The sequence below is a fragment of the Streptomyces sp. NPDC001594 genome (assembly GCF_042893675.1).
Classification (GTDB): Bacteria; Actinomycetota; Actinomycetes; order Streptomycetales; family Streptomycetaceae; genus Streptomyces.
Genome location: NZ_JBIAVB010000002.1, coordinates 485,750 through 503,681 on the forward strand (window position 1 = coordinate 485,750; position 17,932 = coordinate 503,681).

The following is a 17,932-nucleotide window of genomic DNA, read 5'->3' on the forward strand; positions in this document are numbered from 1 at the left end:
CTTCCTGTGGACCACGCGTACAACGGGACGGCAGCTGCAGAGCTCACTACCCTGTATGAGCTGACCTGGCAGAAGAGCAGACACAGCAACTCGCAGGGATCCTGCGTGGAGTTCGCCAAACTGCCCGGCGGCGACGTCGCCATGCGCAACTCCCGGTTCCCCGACGGGCCGGCGCTCGTCTACACGCCGGCCGAGATAGAGGCGCTGCTGCTGGGCGTCAAGGACGGCGAGTTCGATCATCTGATCGGCTGAAAGCACAGCGCGGAGAATCAGGCCATGCACGTGCACCGGCCGGAACCGATCGAAAGGATCGGGCCCGGCCGGTCGTGCGTGTCGTCGGCCCCCGAGGGCGCGTCAGTCCCGGAGCAGGAACAGCGCCCAGACCACCTTGCCGGTGAGCCGTCCCGCGAGCGGGTGCCAGCCCCAGCTGTCGCTGTAGGAGTCCACCAGGAACAGTCCTCGCCCCGACTCCAGGTCGCAGTTCTCGTCCGTGCGCTCGGGCGCGAACGAGCCCCCCGGCCGGTCCTCGCTCGGATCCCGCACCGCGCACACCAGCCGGGTGCTCCACCGCATCAGGTGCAGCCGCACCGCCGCCGACTCCGGCTGTTCGCCGCCGCAGGGGCGCGGGTCGTCGGGGAGGGCGTGCCGCAGCGCGTTGGTGACGAGTTCGGAGACCACCAGGGCGACGTCGTCGAAGCGGTCGTCCAGGCCCCACTGGGACAAGGTCGATCTGGTGAAGGAGCGGGCGCCCCGCACCGCTTCGAAGCGGGCCGGCAGGGCACAGGAGGCGGACCCGGAGACGGCCGTGGGATCGACCGGGGGCAGCCCCTGCCGTAACGGCTCGAGCATGACCGATCCAATCGTCCCCATGCGAGGCACTCCCGGGATTCGCGGACGAAGCGGTCGGCTTCGGCCAAAGAGAACTGCGGGGTGGGTCCGGCGCCGGCGCGAAGAGCACGCAGGTGCGCGGCACCATCGTTCCGAATGGCGAAGCCGGATGCAAGGGCAGATGCACGTGCACGCGCCGGACCTGTCCACTCCCGTGACGGTTCTTGCTCATTTCTTCCTACGCATACTTACGGACTTCTTTTCCGGGACGCCGGATTCCGTTACAGAACGAGTACGGGCCGATGCGTTTTGGTGGCAGACTGCGGCACCGGGGATACGGGGGCCCCGACGAGGCACGCGCACACCACGCGCACACCATTGCGATGGGGAGGGCAGGACTAGTGACCGCAGAAGCCAGCGGTTCTGTGGTGCGCCGCATCCTCCTGGGCTCACAGCTCAGGCGACTCCGAGAATCCCGCGGCATCACCCGTGAGGCGGCCGGCTACTCGATCCGCGCATCCGAATCGAAGATCAGCCGCTTGGAGTTGGGAAGGGTGAGCTTCAAGGCCAGGGACGTGGAAGACCTGCTGACCCTCTACGGGGTGACCGACGGCGCGGAGCGGGAGTCCCTCCTGGGGCTGGTCCGCGAGGCCAACGCCGCGGGCTGGTGGCACAGTTACGGGGACGTGCTCCCCGGGTGGTTCCAGACCTACATCGGGCTGGAGGGTGCGGCCTCCCTCATCCGCATCTACGAGGTCCAGTTCATCCACGGCCTCCTCCAGACCGAGGCCTACGCCCAGGCCGTCGTCAAGCGCGGCATGCCGAACGCCTCCGCCGCCGAGATCGACCGGCGGGTCGCGCTGCGCCTGGAGCGCCAGAAGGTCCTCGTCTCCGAGAACGCGCCCGTCTTCCACGCCGTCCTCGACGAGGCCGCGCTGCGCCGCCCGTACGGCGACCGCGACGTGATGCGCGGGCAGTTGGAACACCTGATCGAAATCGGTCAGCGGCCCAACGTACAGCTCCAGGTGATGCCCTTCTCCTTCGGCGGCCACGCCGGTGAGAGCGGCGCCTTCACCCTGCTGCGCTTCCCCGAGTCCGACCTCCAGGACATCGTCTATCTGGAACAGCTGACCAGCGCGCTCTACCTGGACAAGGAAGAGGAAGTGGGGCAGTACGCACGGGCGATGGAGCGGCTCCAGGCCGACTGCCCCGACCCCGGACAGACCCGTGACCTCCTGCGCGGACTGCTCCAACTGTCTTGAACCGCACGTACTATGACGTCTGATCAGAGCTTGACGACGAACGATCGGTCTCCGGTGCAGCGCAGGGGTGCGCGCTCGCAGTAAGGGATGGCATGTCCATATTCACCGACCTGGCTCACCAGTACATAGACGGCGAATGGCTGCCCGGCACCGGCTCGTGGGACATCATCGACGTCAACCCCTACAACGGGGAGAAGCTCGCGGCCGTCACCGTGGCCACCGTCGAGCAGGTCGACCGGGCCTACCGGGCGGCCGAGCGGGCGCAGCGCGACTGGGCCGCCACCAGCCCCTACGCCAGACGCACCGTCCTGGAGCGCGCCCTGCGGATCACCGAGGAGCGCCAGAAGGAGATCGTCGAGGCGATGATCGACGAGCTCGGCGGGACCCGTCCCAAGGCCGAGTACGAGGTCCACCTCGCGATGGAGTTCCTGCGCGAGGCGATCCGGCTGGCCGTCCGGCCCGAGGGCCGCATCCTGCCCTCGACGGTCGCGGGCAAGGAGAACCGCGTCCAGCGCCTGCCCGTCGGCGTCGTCGCCGTGATCAGCCCCTTCAACTTCCCGCTCCTGGTGACCCTCAAGTCGGTCGCCCCGGCGCTGGCCCTCGGCAACGCGGTCGTCGTCAAGCCCAACCAGAACGCCCCCGTCTCCGGCGGCGGGATCATCGCCAAGATCTTCGAGGACGCGGGCCTGCCCGCCGGCCTGTTGAACGTCCTGGTCACGGACATCGCCGAGATCGGCGACGCGATCCTCACCCACCCCGTCCCGAAGGTCATCTCCTTCGCCGGCTCCGACCGCACCGGACGGCACGTCGGCGCGGTCGCCGCCCGCCACTTCAAGCGGACCGTCCTGGAACTCAGCGGCAACAGCGCCCTGGTCGTCCTCGACGACGCCGACGTCGACTACGCGGTGGACGCGGCCGTCTTCAGCCGCTTCGTCTTCCAGGGCCAGGTCTGCATGGCCGCCAACCGGATCCTCGTCGACGCCGCCGTCGCCGAGGAGTTCACCGAGAAGTTCACCGCCCGGGTCCGCGCCCTGAAGACCGGCGACCCGCGCGAGGCCGACACCCACATCGGGCCCCTGATCAACTCCTTCCAGGCCGACGCCCTGACCGCCCTCGTGGACCGTGCCGTCGAGTCCGGGGCCACGGCCCTCGTCCGGGGCTCTACGCGCGGCAACCTGGTCGAGCCGACCGTCCTGGCCGGCCTGCCCGAGGACTCCCCGCTGCTGGGACAGGAGATCTTCGGCCCCGTCGCCCTGCTGGTCGTCTTCGACGGGGAGGAGGAGGCCGTACGCCTGGCCAACGCCACCCCGTACGGGCTCAGCGGCGCCGTGCACACCCGTGACGTGGAGCGCGGGGTCCGCTTCGCACAGCGCGTCGAGACCGGGATGATCCACGTCAACGACTCCACCATCGGCGACGAGCCGCTGACCGCCTTCGGCGGGGAGAAGGCCTCGGGGCTGGGCCGGCTGGGCGGCGAGGCCACGGTGGAGGCCTTCACCACCCAGAAGTGGATCTCCATCCAGCACGGCCGGACGACTTTTCCGTTCTAGGGGTCCATCAAGGACAGGAGCTGACCGCAAGGGCTCGTAGCGTGGTGGGTGTCGGCGGGGGAGACCCCGCACCCCACCACGGAAAAGGCGGTCGGCCATGGCACACCCCACCCAGGAAGTCGCGGGAGACGAGCGCGCCACCCTGCTCCTCTTCGTCGAGGACCAGCGCGAGGCGCTGAGGCGGGCCGCGGCCGGTCTGACCGCGGAGCAGACCGCGAGCCGGCCCACCGCGAGCGAGCTGTCCCTGGCCGGGCTGATCAAGCACGTGGCCGAGGTCGAGCTGAACTGGCTCCGCATGGCCCAGCAGAAGCCTGGGGGAGAGCACCGCCGCGCCCCCGAGGAGTGGCACGAGGGCTTCCGGCTGACCGAGGGGGAGACCCTGGAGTCCGCCCTCGCCTTCTGGGACACGGTCAAGGAGCAGACGACCGGCTTCGTCGAGTCGCTCCCCAGCCTGGACGACGAGTTCCCGCTGCCGCCGGCCCCCTGGTTCCCCCAGGACGCCACGGTCTCGATGCGCTGGATGCTGCTGCACCTGGTCCGCGAGTTCGCCCGGCACGCGGGCCACGCGGACATCATCCGCGAGACCCTGGACGGCACGAAGGCGATGGGCTGAGCCCGCCTCCCCCAGGGCCCCGCGGATCCGGGCTTGCACCTCACGCGGCGTGAGGAACCACAGTGGGGTGCGTACCCAACCGAAGGGAGCGGAAGCGATGGGCTACTCCGTGGGCCAGGTCGCCGGTTTCGCCGGAGTGACGGTGCGCACCCTGCACCACTACGACGAGATCGGCCTGCTCTGCCCGAGCGGCCGCAGCGGCGCGGGCCACCGGCGTTACGACGACGCCGACCTGGACCGGCTGCAGCGGATCCTGTTCTACCGGGAGCTCGGCTTCCCGCTCGACGAGGTCGCGGTCCTGCTGGACGACCCGGACTCGGACCCGAGGGAGCACCTGCGCCGGCAGCACGCCCTCCTGTCCGACCGGATCGCCCGGCTCCAGCAGATGGCCAAGGCCGTGGAGCACGCCATGGAGGCGAACAAGATGGGCATCAACCTCACGCCCGAGGAGAGGTTCGAGGTGTTCGGGGACAAGGACCCGGAGCAGTACGCGGAGGAGGCCGAACGCCGCTGGGGCGGCACCGAGGCCTACGCCGAGTCGCAGCGCCGGGCGGCCTCGTACACCAAGGAGGACTGGCAGCGGATCCAGGACGAGGTCGCCGACTGGGGTACCCGGTACGCGGCCCTGGTGGCGGCCGGCGAGCCCGCCGACGGCGAGGCGGCCATGGAGATGGCCGAGGAGCACCGGCGGCACATCTGCGACCGGTACTACGAGTGCGGCTACGAGATGCACGTGTGCCTCGGCGAGATGTACGTGTCCGACGAGCGGTTCAAGGCCTTCTACGACGCCATGGGCGCCGGCGTGGCCGAGCACCTGCGGGACTCGATCACCGCCAACGCGGTGCGCAAGGCGTAGCGCGACCCCGCCCCTGCCGCCCCCTCCGGTCCCTGGAACCCGGTGGGGGCGGTGTGCGTTCATAATTAGACCGCCTGCATCGTCGCGTCCCCCACCGCAGACGTCCCCCTGCTGATCCAGGAGAGCCCGGAAACGTGGAACCCCTCTACACGCTTGCCCTCGGCCCGCAGTGGCTGTCGCCGGACTACCTGATCGGGCAGTTCGGCCTGATCGGCATCCTGGTCATCGTCTTCGCGGAATCGGGTCTCTTCGCCTTCCTGCCCGGCGACTCCCTGCTGTTCACGGCGGGTCTGTTCACGGCCAGCGGGAGCATCAAGGAGCCGCTGTGGCTCGTGTGCACGCTGATCGCGGCCTCCGCGATCATCGGTGACCAGGTGGGCTACCTGATCGGCAAGTTCTTCGGCCCGAAGCTGTTCAACCGGCCGAACAGCAAGGTCTTCAAGCGGGAGAACCTGGACTCGGCGCACGACTTCATGGAGAAGCACGGCCCCAAGGCCATCGTGCTCGCCCGCTTCGTGCCCATCATCCGCACCTTCGCGCCGATGGTCGCGGGCGCCGGTGCGATGAAGTACCGGGTCTTCCTCACGTACAACGTCATCGGCGGCGTCGCCTGGGGCGCGGGCGTCACCGTCCTCGGCTACCAGCTCGGCCGCTTCGACGTCATCAAGAACAACATCGAGGCGATCTTCATCGGCATCGTGCTGATCTCGGTGATCCCGGTGATCTTCGAGTTCCTGAAGGCCCGCAAGGCCAAGAAGGCCGCCGCCTCCGCCCCGGTGCAGCCCCGCCACCCGATGGAGGAGCAGCCGCCGGCCCCCGGCCAGCGCGGCCGCCACGCCAAGCGCTGACCCCGCCGAGGCCCCGTGTGCCCCGGAGACGGACCGTCTCCGGGGCACACGCGTGTCCGGGCGGGGTGCCGGGCCGCCACGGCCCGGCGGGGGTCTCAGAAGCCGCGGGTCCGTTTCGCCGCCGCCCGGCGCTTGGCGGCGCTGCGGGCCCCCGGGATCCGCATGAACAGCCGTGAGCTCTCGGAGCCCAGGTTCACGCCGATGGCGATCGCGAGTGCGATCGCGGCGGCGTTGGTGAGTGAGGCCAGCCCCGTGTCGAGCCGGTTCTCGGCGATCGACAGCAGCCCGAAGTAGGTCGCCGAACCCGGCAGCAGCGGGCCGATGGCGGCGGTGACGTACGGGAGCGCGGAGGCGAACCGGTACCGCGAGAACAGCTGCCCGAACAGGCCGACGAGCCCGGCCGCGATCGCCGTGGACGGAACCGGCGGCAGGCCGGCGGCCCGCAGCGCGCCGAAGGTGACCCAGGCGACGCCGCCGTTGAGGGTCACGATCCACACGGTGGAGCGTTCCTGTTGGAGCAGGATCGCGAACGTGAACACCAGCACCATCGAGGCGAGGATCTGGAGCAGCGGCCGGTGGGGGATCTGGAGCACCTCGTCCGGGTTCGGGGAGGCGCCGAACTGGAGGCCCACGTAGATCACCACGAGGACGCCGATGATGATGCCGATGAAGAGGTACATCACCTCCAGCAGCCGGGCGGACGCGGTGATGTAGAAGCCGGTCAGGCCGTCCTGTACGGCCGCGACCAGGGCCCGTCCGGGCAGCAGGGCGAACAGGCCGCCGGTGATCACGGCCGAGGAGCGGACGTCGATCTCGGCGACCTTGAGGGCCACCCCGATGGCGGCCGGGGGCATCGCCGCGACCACGAACTGGTAGAACTCCGGCAGCCCGCGGTCGGCGAAGTACCAGGCCAGCCGGTCGCCCAGCACGGCGCCGAGGGCGGCGCAGAAGAACACCGTCACCCCGCCGCCGACCAGGGTGGAGGCGGCCCCGGCGAGCAGCCCGGCGGCGGCGGTGAGCACCCAGGTGGGGTAGGGGTGGCGGTTGCGGCGGATCTCGGCGAGGCGGCGGTAGGCCTCCTCCAGGGAGATCTCCACCTCGGGCGTGCTGATGTCGTCGACCAGCCGGAAGACGGCGGCGAGCCGGGTGTAGTCGGTGCCGCGCCGGCGCACGGTGCGGCTGGCGGAGACCGGGTTGCCGACCAGGGAGGGCTGGTGGGTGATCGACAGCAGGGTGAACGTGACGGTCGGCTCGGCGCGGTCGAGGCCGTAGGAGCGGGCCACGGCGAACATCGCGGCCTCCACGTCCTCGGCGCCCTCGCCGCCGGCCAGCAGCAGCTCCCCGATGCGGAGGGTGAGGTCGAGGACGCGGCCCACGGCGGGGCCTGACTCGCTCTGCCGCTGTGCCGGCTCGGGGACCGGGCGGACGTCCACCGGCATGCGCAGCATCATGCGCATGCGGTCCTGCCAGGGGGAGGAGGCGGGGAAGGCGGGCAGCGGGGCCGGGGCGTGCGCGGGCGGGGCGTGCTGGGCGCTGTAGGTGGCCGGGGTGCTGAAGCCGGAGCCCTCCGGTCCGGCGGGCGGCGGGGGCAGCCCCTCGGGGCGGGCGAACTCCGACGTGGCCTGGTCCGCGTCGGGGAGCTCCGGTTCCATCCCGGGCGGCGGGGTGAAGGCGCTGCGCGCCTCGTCGGACTTCGGCTTCCGGTCTTCGGGACCGGGCCCTTCGGCCTCCGCCACGCATCCTCCCACCCTTGATCACCTGGCGGTATCAGTATGCGGAATCGATTCCTCCGTGGCGAGACAGGCCGCCGGGAGGACGCGGAGGCCCCCGCGAACGCCACAGCGGGCGGCACCCCCGTGGGGGATGCCGCCCGCTGTTCAGGCTCTAGCGCTCACCGAGCGGAGCTCAGTGGTGGCCGCCCTGGGCCTCAAGGCGCTTGTACGAGGCCTCGATCTCGGCCTCGGCCTCGGCGCGGCCCACCCAGTTGGCGCCCTCGACCGACTTGCCCGGCTCCAGGTCCTTGTAGACCTCGAAGAAGTGCTGGATCTCCAGGCGGTCGAACTCCGAGATGTGGTGGATGTCGCGCAGGTGCTCGACACGCGGGTCGGAGGCCGGGACGCACAGCAGCTTGGCGTCGCCGCCCGCCTCGTCCGTCATGTTGAACATGCCGATCGCGCGGCACTTGATCAGGCAGCCCGGGAAGGTGGGCTCGTCCAGGATGACCAGCGCGTCCAGCGGGTCGCCGTCCTCGCCGAGGGTGTTCTCGACGAAGCCGTAGTCCGTCGGGTAGCTGGTCGAGGTGAAGAGGCGACGGTCCAGACGGATCCGGCCGGTCTCGTGGTCCACCTCGTACTTGTTCCGCGAACCCTTGGGGATCTCGATGGTGACGTCGAACTCCACGTCCTGCTCCTCCATGATCAGCTCCGGCCCTCTGCCGGAGCTTGACTGCTCCGAGATGGCTTTTGATTCAAAAGCGTGCGCGTCCGGCCCATCCCTGGGGTGGGGTGCCATGCTCGCGGCAAGACGCAGTGGTTAAGTGTCCCTCACGCATATGTGTGATCGCGAAAGGGGCTGGTCCGAGGTGCCATTGGTCAAGACGTGGCAGCTCATCGCGGGGTCGGCCGTCGCCGGCCTCGCCCTGTCGGCCGCGGCCGTGACCGCCGCCGGCCCCTGGGACTCCGGCCAGCGTAAGGCCGAGCGGGACAGGGCCGCCTCCTGGAGCCCGACGGGTGGCGCAGATCACGCGGCCGGGTCCCTCCCGCAGGCGGCCCCGAGCGCCCCGGGGGTGCTCCAGGGCATCGCCCCGCGCACCTCCGACGCCTCCGCCGCCGCCCTCGCCGGGGCCCTGGGGCCGCTGCTGGCCGACCCCGCGCTCGGGACCGTGCGCGGGGCCGCCGTGATCGACGCCGCCACGGGCGCCGTGCTGTACGAATCCGGGGCGGCCGAACCCATGACCCCCGCCTCCACCGTCAAGATCGCCACCGCCAGCGCCGCGCTGGCCGCCCTCGGCCCCGAGCACCGCATCCGCACCACCGTGGTCCCCGGCCCCGACGCCGGCCAGGTCGTCCTCGTCGGCGGCGGCGACCCCTCCCTCACCGCCAAGAAGAAGAGCCCGGCCGGCTCCGGCGGCAGCCTCGTCGCCCTCGCCGCCGACACCGCCCAGGCCCTCAAGGCCGCCGGCACCGACACCGTCGCCCTCGGCTACGACGACACCCTCTACTCGGGCCCCGTCCGCCACCCCATCGGCCGCAACGACAACCTCGCGCCCGTCACCGCGCTCACCGCCGACGAGGCCCGCCCCGACGACTCCACCGCCGGACCCGTCGAACGCGGTGAGGATCCCTCCAAGGACACCGCCCGCGCCTTCGCCGCCCTGCTGCGCGACCGGGGCATCAAGGTGACCGGCGAACCCGCCCCCGCCAAGCCCGCCGCCGACGCCCGCCCGCTGGCCACCACCCTCTCCACCCCCCTCGCCGGGCTCGTCGAGCGGATGCTGACCAACAGCGACAACGACATCGCCGAGGCCCTCGCCCGCCAGACCGCCCTCGCCACCGGCAAACCCGCCAGCTTCGAGGGCGGCGAGCAGGCCGTCACCCAGCGGCTCGGCTCCCTCGGCGTCGACCTCACCGGCACCCGCTTCGCCGACGGCAGCGGCCTCAACCGGGCCGACAAGGTCAGCGCCCGCCTCCTGGCGGGCCTCCTCGCCAAGGCCGCCGACCCCCAGCACCCGGAGCTGCGGCCCGTCCTCACCGGACTGCCCGTCGCCGGCTTCACCGGCACCCTGCGCACCCGCAACGCCGGCACCTCCCCCGCCGCCGGCCTGCTCCGTGCCAAGACCGGCACCCTGACCGGCGTGAACTCCCTCGCGGGCACCGTCGTCGCCCCGTCCGGGCGGCTCCTGGCCTTCGCGTTCCTCACCGCGAACGCCCCCGACGGCTCCGCCGCCGAGAAGGGCCTCGACAAGCTCGCGGCCGCCGTCGCCTCCACCCCCTGACCCCCGGGCCCCGCGCCGGGGGGATCCGCAGCGGCGCAGGTCCACGTACCGTTGACGCATGACGAGCATCGGTGGTGCGGAGATGGTCGACTGGAACCTCGCGGTGGCGACCGCGACCCGGCTCGTACGGCCGGGTCCGGAAGTCAGCCGCGACGAGGCCCGGGCCGTGGTGGCGGAACTGCGCCGGCACGCCAGGACCTCCGAGGAGCACGTGCGCGCGTTCACCCGGATGATGCCCGAGGGCGCCCCCCTCCCCGACACCCCCGTCCTCGTCGTCGACCGGGCCGGCTGGGTCCGGGCCAACGTCGAGGGCTTCCGCGAACTGCTGGGCCCGCTCCTCGCCAAGATGCAGGACCGCCGCGGCGGCGCCCCCGGCGGCGCCGTCCTCGGCGCCGTCGGCGGCAAGGTCACCGGCGTCGAGCTCGGCATGCTGCTCAGCTTCCTGGCCTCCCGCGTCCTCGGCCAGTACGAGACCTTCGCGCAGGTCGCCGGCGCCCTGCCCGGCGATCCCGCCACCGGCGGCCGGCTGCTGCTGGTCGCCCCCAACATCGTCCACGTGGAGCGCGAGCTGGAGGTCAGCCCGCACGACTTCCGGCTCTGGGTCTGCCTCCACGAGGAGACGCACCGCACCCAGTTCACCGCCGTCCCGTGGCTGCGCGCCCACCTGGAGGGCGAGATCCAGACCTTCCTCGGCGCCACCGAGATGGAACCCGGAGCCCTCCTGGAACGGCTGCGTGAAGCCGTCCAGTCCTTCGCCGGCGCCCGCCCCGACGGCGAGCGCGGCGAGGAGGCCCACTCCTTCGTCGATCTCGTCCAGAGCCCCCTCCAGCGCGAGGTGCTCGGCCGGCTCACCGCCGTCATGTCCCTGCTGGAGGGCCACGCCGACTTCGTCATGGACGGCGTCGGCCCCGAGGTGGTCCCCTCCGTCGCCGAGATCCGCGAGAAGTTCCAGCAGCGCCGCGCCACCGGCGCCGGCCGCCTGGACGCCGCCCTGCGCAAGCTCCTCGGCCTCGACGCCAAGCTCCGCCAGTACCGCGACGGCGAGCGGTTCGTGCGCGCCGTCGTCGGCGAGGTCGGGATGGACGGCTTCAACCGCGTGTGGACCTCCCCGAACACGCTGCCGACCAAAGCGGAGATCGCCAAGCCCTCGGACTGGGTGGCACGCGTGCACCGCAAGGGGAGCGCGGGGCGCGAAGAGGGGTGACTCGGGAGGCGTAAACATGTCTCACTGGGGGAAGCAGCATCACCCTTCCGAGGGACCGTGAGCCGTTGAAGGGCGTGCGATGCTCGGAGAACGGCTCGCTTCTGTCACCATCGACGCACTCTGAGTGACCACTCCCGCGCGAGCACACCCCGAAGCCTCCGAGCATCCGAACTCCACGAAGGGCACCGGACATGGGTCCCCATCCTGCGGTCGCGGCGATACGCCTGGCGGTCCGCCGCGTACTCCACGACGTCCTCACCGACCTGACCGACCCGACCGCCCCCACGGGCCGCGCGGCCGCCACCCCGCCGCTCGTCCTCGTCGCCTGCTCCGGCGGCGCCGACTCCATGGCGCTCGCCTCCGCCCTCGCCTTCGAAGCCCCCAAGCTCGGCATCCGGGCCGGCGGCATCACCATCGACCACGGCCTCCAGCCCGGCTCCGACCTGCGCGCCGCGGAGGTCGTCAGCCGCATGACCGCGCTCCGCCTCGACCCGGTGGAGTCCGTCGCCGTGCGCGTCGGCCGCGACGGCGGACCCGAGGCCGCCGCCCGGGACGCCCGCTACGCCGCCCTCGACGAGGCCGCCGACCGGCTCGGCGCCGCCGCCGTGCTGCTCGGCCACACCCGCGACGACCAGGCGGAAACCGTCCTGCTGGGCCTCGCCCGCGGCTCCGGCATCCGCTCGCTGTCCGGCATGGCCGAAGTCTCCGGAGGCCCCGGCCGCACCAGGCGCTACCGCCGCCCCTTCCTCCACGTCGACCGGCAGACCGCCCGCAAGGCCTGCATGGTCCAGTCCCTCCCCGTCTGGGACGACCCGCACAACATCGACCCGGCCTACACCCGCTCCCGGCTGCGCCACGAGGGACTGCCCGCCCTGGAGAAGGCGCTCGGCAAGGGGGTCGTGGAGGCGCTCGCCCGCACCGCCCAGCTCTCCCGCGACGACGCCGACGCCCTCGACGCCTGGGCCGCCGACGCCGAGGCCGGCGTGCGCGACGCGGACGGCCGCCTGGAGTGCGCCAAGCTGTACGCCCTGCCGCCCGCCGTGCGCCGCCGCGTGCTGCGCCGCGCCGTGGTCGCGGCGGGCTCCCCCGCCGGCTCCCTCTTCGCCCGCCACATCGAGGAAGTCGACCGGCTCATCACGGGATGGCGGGGCCAGGGGGCCATCAACCTGCCCGGCCGCGTCGAGGCCCAGCGGCAGGGTGGCAGACTTGTCATCCGGCAGGGCTGATTGGTGCTGAAACACGGCTGAGTCCTCCGGGGGCACACTCCGGAGCCCCCGGCCGACAACGAAAGTGATGCGGGTGGACGAGAAGGACATGGGCAACGACCTCCAGTCGGTGCTCATCACCAAGGAAGAGATCGACGCGAAGCTGGCCGAGCTGGCCGCGAAGATCGACGCGGAGTACGCGGGCAAGGACCTGCTCATCGTCGGTGTGCTCAAGGGCGCCGTGATGGTGATGGCGGACCTGGCGCGTGCCTTGTCCACCCCGCTCACCATGGACTGGATGGCGGTGTCCTCGTACGGCGCCGGGACCCAGTCCTCTGGCGTGGTGCGGATCCTCAAGGACCTGGACACCGACATCAAGGACAAGCACGTCCTGATCGTCGAGGACATCATCGACTCCGGCCTGACCCTGTCCTGGCTGCTGTCGAACCTCGGCTCCCGCCAGCCGGCCTCCCTCAAGGTCGTCACGCTGCTGCGCAAGCCCGAGGCCGCCAAGGTCGCCATCGACGTCGAGTGGGTCGGTTTCGACATCCCCAACGAGTTCGTCGTCGGCTACGGCCTCGACTACGCGGAGAAGTACCGCAACCTGCCGTTCGTCGGGACGCTCGCCCCGCACGTCTACGGCGGCTGAACCCCCGTCGTCACCGCGATCGCCCCCGGGGGGAACCCGGGGGCGATTCCCGCCGTTGGAGGAGAAGGCGGGTCTGTCGGCCGTCCCACGGGGCGGCGGGTGACAATACAGGGGTACATTCCGAAGAACAGTCTTTACTCACAGCAGCATTTACCTACGGGCAGGAGGGACGGGGTGCCTGGCACCCCGTATGGATGGACGTGAAGCGATACTTCCGTGGGCCGGTCATGTGGATCGTGCTGGCCGTCCTCGCCGTGGTCGTGTTGATGAACGTCGTCGGCTCCGGCGGCGGCTACAAGTCGGTGGAGACCAGCGAGGTCATCAAGGCGATCAACAGTGGCCAGGTCGAGAGCGCCAAGCTGACCACCGGCGACAGCCAGATGATCAAGATCGAGCTGAAGAAGGGCCAGAAGCTCGACAACAACAGCGGCACCAAGTTCCAGGCCAACTACATCGGGGACCAGGGCGTCCAGCTCGCCCAGAACCTCCAGACCAAGTACGAAGCCGGTCAGATCCCGGACGGCTACTCCGTCACGCCGGACAAGACCAGCCCGTTCCTGAGCGTGCTGCTCTCGCTCCTGCCCTTCGTCCTCATCGTCGTCGTCTTCCTGTTCCTGATGAACCAGATGCAGGGCGGCGGCTCCCGGGTCATGAACTTCGGCAAGTCCAAGGCGAAGCTCATCACCAAGGACACCCCGAAGACGACGTTCGCCGACGTCGCGGGCTCGGACGAGGCCGTCGAGGAACTCCACGAGATCAAGGAGTTCCTGCAGGAGCCGGCGAAGTTCCAGGCCGTCGGCGCCAAGATCCCCAAGGGTGTGCTGCTCTACGGCCCGCCCGGAACCGGCAAGACCCTGCTCGCGCGCGCCGTCGCGGGCGAGGCCGGCGTGCCGTTCTACTCGATCTCCGGTTCCGACTTCGTCGAGATGTTCGTCGGCGTCGGCGCCTCCCGCGTCCGCGACCTGTTCGAACAGGCCAAGGCGAACGCCCCGGCGATCGTCTTCGTCGACGAGATCGACGCCGTCGGCCGGCACCGCGGCGCGGGCCTCGGCGGCGGCCACGACGAGCGCGAGCAGACCCTCAACCAGCTGCTCGTCGAGATGGACGGCTTCGACGTGAAGGGCGGCGTCATCCTGATCGCCGCCACGAACCGCCCCGACATCCTCGACCCGGCGCTGCTGCGCCCGGGCCGCTTCGACCGGCAGATCGCGGTCGACCGCCCGGACATGCAGGGCCGTCTGGAGATCCTCAAGGTCCACCAGAAGGGCAAGCCGGTCGCACCGGACGTCGACCTCTCGGCCGTCGCCCGCCGCACCCCCGGTTTCACGGGTGCCGATCTGTCCAACGTCCTGAACGAAGCGGCTCTGCTGACCGCCCGCTCGGACAAGAAGCTGATCGACAACTCGATGCTGGACGAGGCGATCGACCGCGTGGTGGCGGGCCCGCAGAAGCGGACCCGGATCATGTCCGACAAGGAGAAGAAGATCACCGCGTACCACGAGGGCGGACACGCCCTGGTCGCGGCGGCCTCCCCGAACTCCGACCCGGTACACAAGATCACGATCCTGTCCCGCGGCCGGGCCCTGGGCTACACCATGGTCCTGCCCGACGAGGACAAGTACTCGACCACCCGCAACGAGATGCTCGACCAGCTCGCGTACATGCTGGGCGGCCGCGCGGCCGAGGAACTGGTCTTCCACGACCCGACCACGGGCGCCGCGAACGACATCGAGAAGGCCACGGCGACGGCCCGCGCGATGGTCACCCAGTACGGCATGACCGAGCGCCTCGGCGCGATCAAGTTCGGCGGGGACAACACCGAGCCGTTCCTGGGCCGCGAGATGTCGCACCCGCGGGACTACTCGGAGGAGGTCGCGGCGCTGGTCGACGAAGAGGTCAAGAAGCTCATCGAGACCGCGCACAACGAGGCCTGGGAGATCCTGGTCGAGAACCGGGACGTCCTGGACAACCTCGTCCTCGCGCTCCTGGAGAAGGAGACGCTGGGCAAGGAGGAGATCGCCGAGATCTTCTCCACGATCGTGAAGCGCCCGGCCCGCCCGGCGTGGACCGGCTCGGCCCGCCGTACCCCCTCCACCCGTCCGCCGGTGCTCTCTCCCAAGGAGCTCCAGCTGACGAACGCCGCCAACGGCACCTCGGCCTCGGCCCAGACCGCCGTGTCGGTGGAGAAGTCCCCGGAGTCCTCCCCGGAGGAGCGCCCGGAGGCCTGATCAGGTCCGGAATGGATGCCGCGCCCCCCAGGTTCTAGCCTGGGGGGCGCGGCACATTTGTACGCCGCCCGCGCACACAGGAACGAGGAAGAGATGACCGACCCAGTGACCCTGACCGGTGACGAGGGCACGATCGGCGAGTTCGACGAGAAGCGCGCCGAGGCGGCCGTCCGCGAGCTCCTGATCGCGGTCGGCGAGGACCCGGACCGCGAGGGCCTCCTGGAGACCCCCGCGCGCGTGGCGCGGGCGTACAGGGAGATATTCGCCGGTCTGTACCAGAAGCCCGAGGACGTCCTGACGACGACCTTCGACCTCGGCCACGACGAGATGGTCCTGGTGAAGGACATCGAGGTCATGTCCAGCTGTGAGCACCACCTGGTCCCGTTCCACGGCGTGGCCCACGTCGGCTACATCCCGTCCACCGACGGCAAGATCACCGGCCTGTCGAAGCTGGCCCGGCTGGTCGACGTCTTCGCCCGCCGCCCCCAGGTGCAGGAGCGCCTCACCACGCAGATCGCCGACTCCCTGATGGAGATCCTCGACCCGCGCGGCTGCATCGTGGTCATCGAGTGCGAGCACATGTGCATGACGATGCGCGGGGTCCGCAAGCCGGGCGCCAAGACCATCACCTCGGCGGTCCGCGGCCAGCTCCGCGACCCCGCGACCCGCAACGAGGCCATGAGCCTGATCATGGCGCGCTGACCCGGTGGAGCCGTCGGCCGGGGAGGCCGGCTGGCAGCCGCTGGGCGAGGACGTGCGCCGCACTCTGGAGCTGCTGCTCGACGGCCCGTCCGACCTCCACCGGGGGCTGCGGGCACAGATCCCTTACGCCGAGATGCGCGACAGCGGCTGCTCCTGCCCCTGCGTGTACCTGAGGGTGGCGGCGCAGGCCCCGCGAGCACGGCAGGCCGCCCCGGCCGCCCGGGGGCTCGGGCCGGTGGCGAGCGCGCCCCTGCTGGACGCGGACGGCGGCTACGACGGGGAGGCCACGCTGTTCGCGCACGACGGCGTGCTGGAGGACCTCCAGTTCTGCGACTGGGAGGGCCACGGGCCGGGGCCGCGCCCGCTCTGGGAGTGGCTGGGCCCCCGCTACGGCTGAGCTCCGGCGGCTCAGGCCGCCGCCTGGGCCTTCGCGGGGTCCTCGTCGTCCGGGAGCTTCAGGACGTGCTCCAGGAAGAGGGCGGCCGCGATGACCGCGGCGCCCGCCAGGACCGAGCCGCCCGCGTACCAGGTCTGGTCGCGGCGGGCCGGGACGTCCAGGGAGTCCGTCAGGAGGAAGACGCCGACCCCGCCGTACATGCCGGCGACCAGGGCCGCCACCAGCGCGCTGGCCTGGCCGAAGACCACCGCGCGGGCCGCCATCAGCGGCTCCACGCCCTTGGCCCCCGGCCGGCGCTCGCGCTGGGCCTTGAGGCGGCCGCGCAGGGACAGGGCCGTGGCGAACAGCACCACCGCGATGACCGCCAGCACGATCGGCGCGGCCAGTGGGACGCCCGGCAGGGTGCCGTAGGCGTTCCACAGGCGGGCGCCCGCCCAGGACAGCACCCCGGCGATCACGAAGATGCCCGCCAGGACCGCCGGCCTCAGTTGTTTCACGTTGCCCGTCCCCTGTTCAGTGCAGTCGGCTACCTGAACACGCTAACGGCTATTCAGGGAGACGGAGTTCCAGGTCGGTGCGCGGCGCGACCCCGCTCATGCCGATCGCGGCCAGCAGGCCGGCGACGGAGCCGCGGCCGGGGAGCTGGGCCTCGGCGTCGATCTCGTTCCAGGGGGCCAGCACGAAGGCCCGCAGGTGTGCCCGGGGGTGCGGGAGGGTGAGCACGGGGTCGTCGGAGACAACGTCCGCGTACGTGACGATGTCCACGTCGATGGTGCGGGGCCCCCACCGCTCCTCGCGGACCCGGTCGAAGGCCTCCTCGACGGCGTGCGCCCGCTCCAGGAGCGAGGACGGCGGGAGGGTGGTCTTCAGCGCGATGACCGCGTTGAGGTACGAGGGCTGCGAGCCCGGCTCGACGCCCCACGGCTCGGTCTCGTAGACCGGGGAGACGGCCTTGACCCGGAGGCCGGGCGTGTCGCCGAGGGCGTCGATGGCGCCCTGGAGGGTCTCCAGCCGGTTGCCGAGGTTCGCGCCGAGCGCGATCACGGCCCATTTGGGGTTGGAGAGGGTGACGTCGGCCGCGTCGACCGCCTGGACGACGGACGCGGGGACGGGCTGGACCGTGGGGTCGCTCTGGGCGTGCTGTCCGTTGTTCACACGCGGCTCCGGGTGATCGTGATGGTCACGTCGTCGAAGGGGACGGTGATCGGCGCGTCCGGCTTGTGGACGACGACCTCCACCTGGGCCACGGCCTCGTGCTTGAGGCACTGCTGGGCGATCCGCTCGGCGAGGGTCTCGATCAGGTCCACGGGCTCGCCCTGGACGACGTCGACGACCTCCTCGGCCACGACCCCGTAGTGCACGGTCTTGGCCAGGTCGTCGCCGGCGGCCGCCGGACGGGTGTCCAGGTGCAGCACGAGGTCGACGATGAAGGTCTGGCCTTCTTCGCGTTCCCGGGGGAAGACGCCGTGGTGCCCGCGAGCCTTGAGGCCGCGCAGCGCGACACGATCCACGCGAATCACTCCTGCTTTCGTAGGTGCTTCCGGTCCCGGGACTGCCCGGGCCCTTGGGCCTACGCCGAGTGCGGTCGGCGTCGTC

Annotated in this window: 19 protein-coding genes; 13 read left to right on the top strand and 6 right to left on the bottom strand. The window is 71.3% G+C overall.

The features are described 5' to 3' along the window. The first annotated feature begins 6 nt into the window (after positions 1-6). The gene (locus tag ACFY0O_RS05810) at positions 7-252 is read left to right on the top strand and encodes a DUF397 domain-containing protein (protein WP_042811861.1); all 246 of its coding nucleotides are present in this window, start codon (positions 7-9) and stop codon (positions 250-252) included. A 102-nt stretch (positions 253-354) separates the two neighbouring features. Here ACFY0O_RS05810 and ACFY0O_RS05815 read toward each other — a convergent pair whose 3' ends face one another. Then, the gene (locus tag ACFY0O_RS05815) at positions 355-849 is read right to left on the bottom strand and encodes an ATP-binding protein (RefSeq protein ID WP_358895909.1); all 495 of its coding nucleotides are present in this window, start codon (positions 847-849) and stop codon (positions 355-357) included. Positions 850-1,211: 362 nt separating this feature from the next. Here ACFY0O_RS05815 and ACFY0O_RS05820 point away from each other — a divergent pair, with 362 nt between their 5' ends. The 5 genes from ACFY0O_RS05820 to ACFY0O_RS05840 all read left to right on the top strand — a co-directional run bounded on the left by ACFY0O_RS05820 (position 1,212) and on the right by ACFY0O_RS05840 (position 5,957). Next, positions 1,212-2,090, top strand: a complete 879-nt coding sequence (locus tag ACFY0O_RS05820) for a helix-turn-helix domain-containing protein (RefSeq protein WP_388943228.1) — start codon at positions 1,212-1,214, stop codon at positions 2,088-2,090. 92 nt (positions 2,091-2,182) lie between these two features. Beyond that, positions 2,183-3,640 carry an aldehyde dehydrogenase family protein gene (locus ACFY0O_RS05825; protein ID WP_388943231.1) on the top strand — a complete coding sequence of 486 codons (1,458 nt, stop codon included), beginning with the start codon at positions 2,183-2,185 and terminating at the stop codon, positions 3,638-3,640. A gap of 97 nt (positions 3,641-3,737) precedes the next feature. Next, positions 3,738-4,253 (top strand): DinB family protein, encoded by a 516-nt coding sequence (locus tag ACFY0O_RS05830; protein WP_388943234.1) that lies wholly within the window; start codon positions 3,738-3,740, stop codon positions 4,251-4,253. 97 nt (positions 4,254-4,350) lie between these two features. Then, positions 4,351-5,109, top strand: coding sequence for a MerR family transcriptional regulator (locus tag ACFY0O_RS05835; RefSeq protein WP_388943235.1), 759 nt, complete (start codon positions 4,351-4,353; stop codon positions 5,107-5,109). 134 nt (positions 5,110-5,243) lie between these two features. Then, positions 5,244-5,957, top strand: a complete 714-nt coding sequence (locus ACFY0O_RS05840) for a DedA family protein (protein ID WP_388943238.1) — start codon at positions 5,244-5,246, stop codon at positions 5,955-5,957. Between the two features lie 95 nt (positions 5,958-6,052). On the opposite strand, the gene ACFY0O_RS05845 is transcribed toward ACFY0O_RS05840, so the two are convergent. Beyond that, positions 6,053-7,693, bottom strand: coding sequence for a threonine/serine exporter ThrE family protein (locus ACFY0O_RS05845; RefSeq protein ID WP_388943241.1), 1,641 nt, complete (start codon positions 7,691-7,693; stop codon positions 6,053-6,055). A gap of 169 nt (positions 7,694-7,862) precedes the next feature. Further along, positions 7,863-8,357, bottom strand: a complete 495-nt coding sequence (locus ACFY0O_RS05850; protein WP_042818871.1) for an inorganic diphosphatase — start codon at positions 8,355-8,357, stop codon at positions 7,863-7,865. A 151-nt stretch (positions 8,358-8,508) separates the two neighbouring features. Here ACFY0O_RS05850 and dacB point away from each other — a divergent pair, with 151 nt between their 5' ends. The 7 genes from dacB to ACFY0O_RS05885 all read left to right on the top strand — a co-directional run bounded on the left by dacB (position 8,509) and on the right by ACFY0O_RS05885 (position 16,336). Continuing rightward, complete coding sequence (gene dacB / locus ACFY0O_RS05855) at positions 8,509-9,951, top strand: D-alanyl-D-alanine carboxypeptidase/D-alanyl-D-alanine-endopeptidase (RefSeq protein ID WP_388943244.1); 1,443 nt, start codon at positions 8,509-8,511, stop codon at positions 9,949-9,951. 58 nt (positions 9,952-10,009) lie between these two features. Further along, the gene (locus ACFY0O_RS05860; RefSeq protein ID WP_388943246.1) at positions 10,010-11,155 is read left to right on the top strand and encodes a zinc-dependent metalloprotease; all 1,146 of its coding nucleotides are present in this window, start codon (positions 10,010-10,012) and stop codon (positions 11,153-11,155) included. A gap of 191 nt (positions 11,156-11,346) precedes the next feature. Next, positions 11,347-12,381: a tRNA lysidine(34) synthetase TilS gene (tilS, locus tag ACFY0O_RS05865; RefSeq protein WP_388943249.1), complete on the top strand. Its 1,035-nt coding sequence runs from the start codon at positions 11,347-11,349 to the stop codon at positions 12,379-12,381. 67 nt (positions 12,382-12,448) lie between these two features. Continuing rightward, positions 12,449-13,009 carry a hypoxanthine phosphoribosyltransferase gene (gene hpt / locus ACFY0O_RS05870; RefSeq protein WP_007264874.1) on the top strand — a complete coding sequence of 187 codons (561 nt, stop codon included), beginning with the start codon at positions 12,449-12,451 and terminating at the stop codon, positions 13,007-13,009. A 194-nt stretch (positions 13,010-13,203) separates the two neighbouring features. Further along, the gene (ftsH, locus tag ACFY0O_RS05875; protein ID WP_388943252.1) at positions 13,204-15,237 is read left to right on the top strand and encodes an ATP-dependent zinc metalloprotease FtsH; all 2,034 of its coding nucleotides are present in this window, start codon (positions 13,204-13,206) and stop codon (positions 15,235-15,237) included. Between the two features lie 93 nt (positions 15,238-15,330). Next, positions 15,331-15,939 carry a GTP cyclohydrolase I FolE gene (gene folE / locus ACFY0O_RS05880; protein WP_358895920.1) on the top strand — a complete coding sequence of 203 codons (609 nt, stop codon included), beginning with the start codon at positions 15,331-15,333 and terminating at the stop codon, positions 15,937-15,939. 4 nt (positions 15,940-15,943) lie between these two features. Continuing rightward, positions 15,944-16,336 carry a hypothetical protein gene (locus tag ACFY0O_RS05885; protein ID WP_388943255.1) on the top strand — a complete coding sequence of 131 codons (393 nt, stop codon included), beginning with the start codon at positions 15,944-15,946 and terminating at the stop codon, positions 16,334-16,336. Positions 16,337-16,347: 11 nt separating this feature from the next. Here ACFY0O_RS05885 and ACFY0O_RS05890 read toward each other — a convergent pair whose 3' ends face one another. Genes ACFY0O_RS05890 through folB form a run of 3 tightly spaced genes read right to left on the bottom strand, consistent with a single transcriptional unit; the run spans position 16,348 to position 17,847 of the window. Further along, a complete protein-coding gene (locus ACFY0O_RS05890; protein WP_388943257.1) occupies positions 16,348-16,833 on the bottom strand; it encodes a DUF3180 domain-containing protein in 486 nt (161 codons plus the stop codon). Between the two features lie 49 nt (positions 16,834-16,882). After that, positions 16,883-17,491, bottom strand: a complete 609-nt coding sequence (gene folK / locus ACFY0O_RS05895; protein ID WP_388943259.1) for a 2-amino-4-hydroxy-6-hydroxymethyldihydropteridine diphosphokinase — start codon at positions 17,489-17,491, stop codon at positions 16,883-16,885. Beyond that, positions 17,488-17,847, bottom strand: coding sequence for a dihydroneopterin aldolase (folB, locus tag ACFY0O_RS05900; RefSeq protein WP_042809414.1), 360 nt, complete (start codon positions 17,845-17,847; stop codon positions 17,488-17,490). The genes folK and folB overlap by 4 nt, the downstream gene beginning before the upstream one ends. Between the last annotated feature and the right edge of the window lie 85 nt (positions 17,848-17,932).

Excerpts from the sequence above, each read along its gene's own strand:
- ACFY0O_RS05815 (WP_358895909.1), bottom strand. The coding sequence starts at position 849 with ATGCTCGAGCCGTTACGGCAGGGGCTGCCCCCGGTCGATCCCACGGCC.
- ACFY0O_RS05820 (WP_388943228.1), top strand. The coding sequence starts at position 1,212 with ATGGGGAGGGCAGGACTAGTGACCGCAGAAGCCAGCGGTTCTGTGGTG.
- ACFY0O_RS05825 (WP_388943231.1), top strand. The coding sequence starts at position 2,183 with ATGTCCATATTCACCGACCTGGCTCACCAGTACATAGACGGCGAATGG.
- ACFY0O_RS05830 (WP_388943234.1), top strand. The coding sequence starts at position 3,738 with ATGGCACACCCCACCCAGGAAGTCGCGGGAGACGAGCGCGCCACCCTG.
- ACFY0O_RS05835 (WP_388943235.1), top strand. The coding sequence starts at position 4,351 with ATGGGCTACTCCGTGGGCCAGGTCGCCGGTTTCGCCGGAGTGACGGTG.
- dacB (WP_388943244.1), top strand. The coding sequence starts at position 8,509 with ATGTGTGATCGCGAAAGGGGCTGGTCCGAGGTGCCATTGGTCAAGACG.
- ACFY0O_RS05860 (WP_388943246.1), top strand. The coding sequence starts at position 10,010 with ATGACGAGCATCGGTGGTGCGGAGATGGTCGACTGGAACCTCGCGGTG.
- tilS (WP_388943249.1), top strand. The coding sequence starts at position 11,347 with ATGGGTCCCCATCCTGCGGTCGCGGCGATACGCCTGGCGGTCCGCCGC.
- hpt (WP_007264874.1), top strand. The coding sequence starts at position 12,449 with ATGCGGGTGGACGAGAAGGACATGGGCAACGACCTCCAGTCGGTGCTC.
- ftsH (WP_388943252.1), top strand. The coding sequence starts at position 13,204 with ATGGACGTGAAGCGATACTTCCGTGGGCCGGTCATGTGGATCGTGCTG.
- folE (WP_358895920.1), top strand. The coding sequence starts at position 15,331 with ATGACCGACCCAGTGACCCTGACCGGTGACGAGGGCACGATCGGCGAG.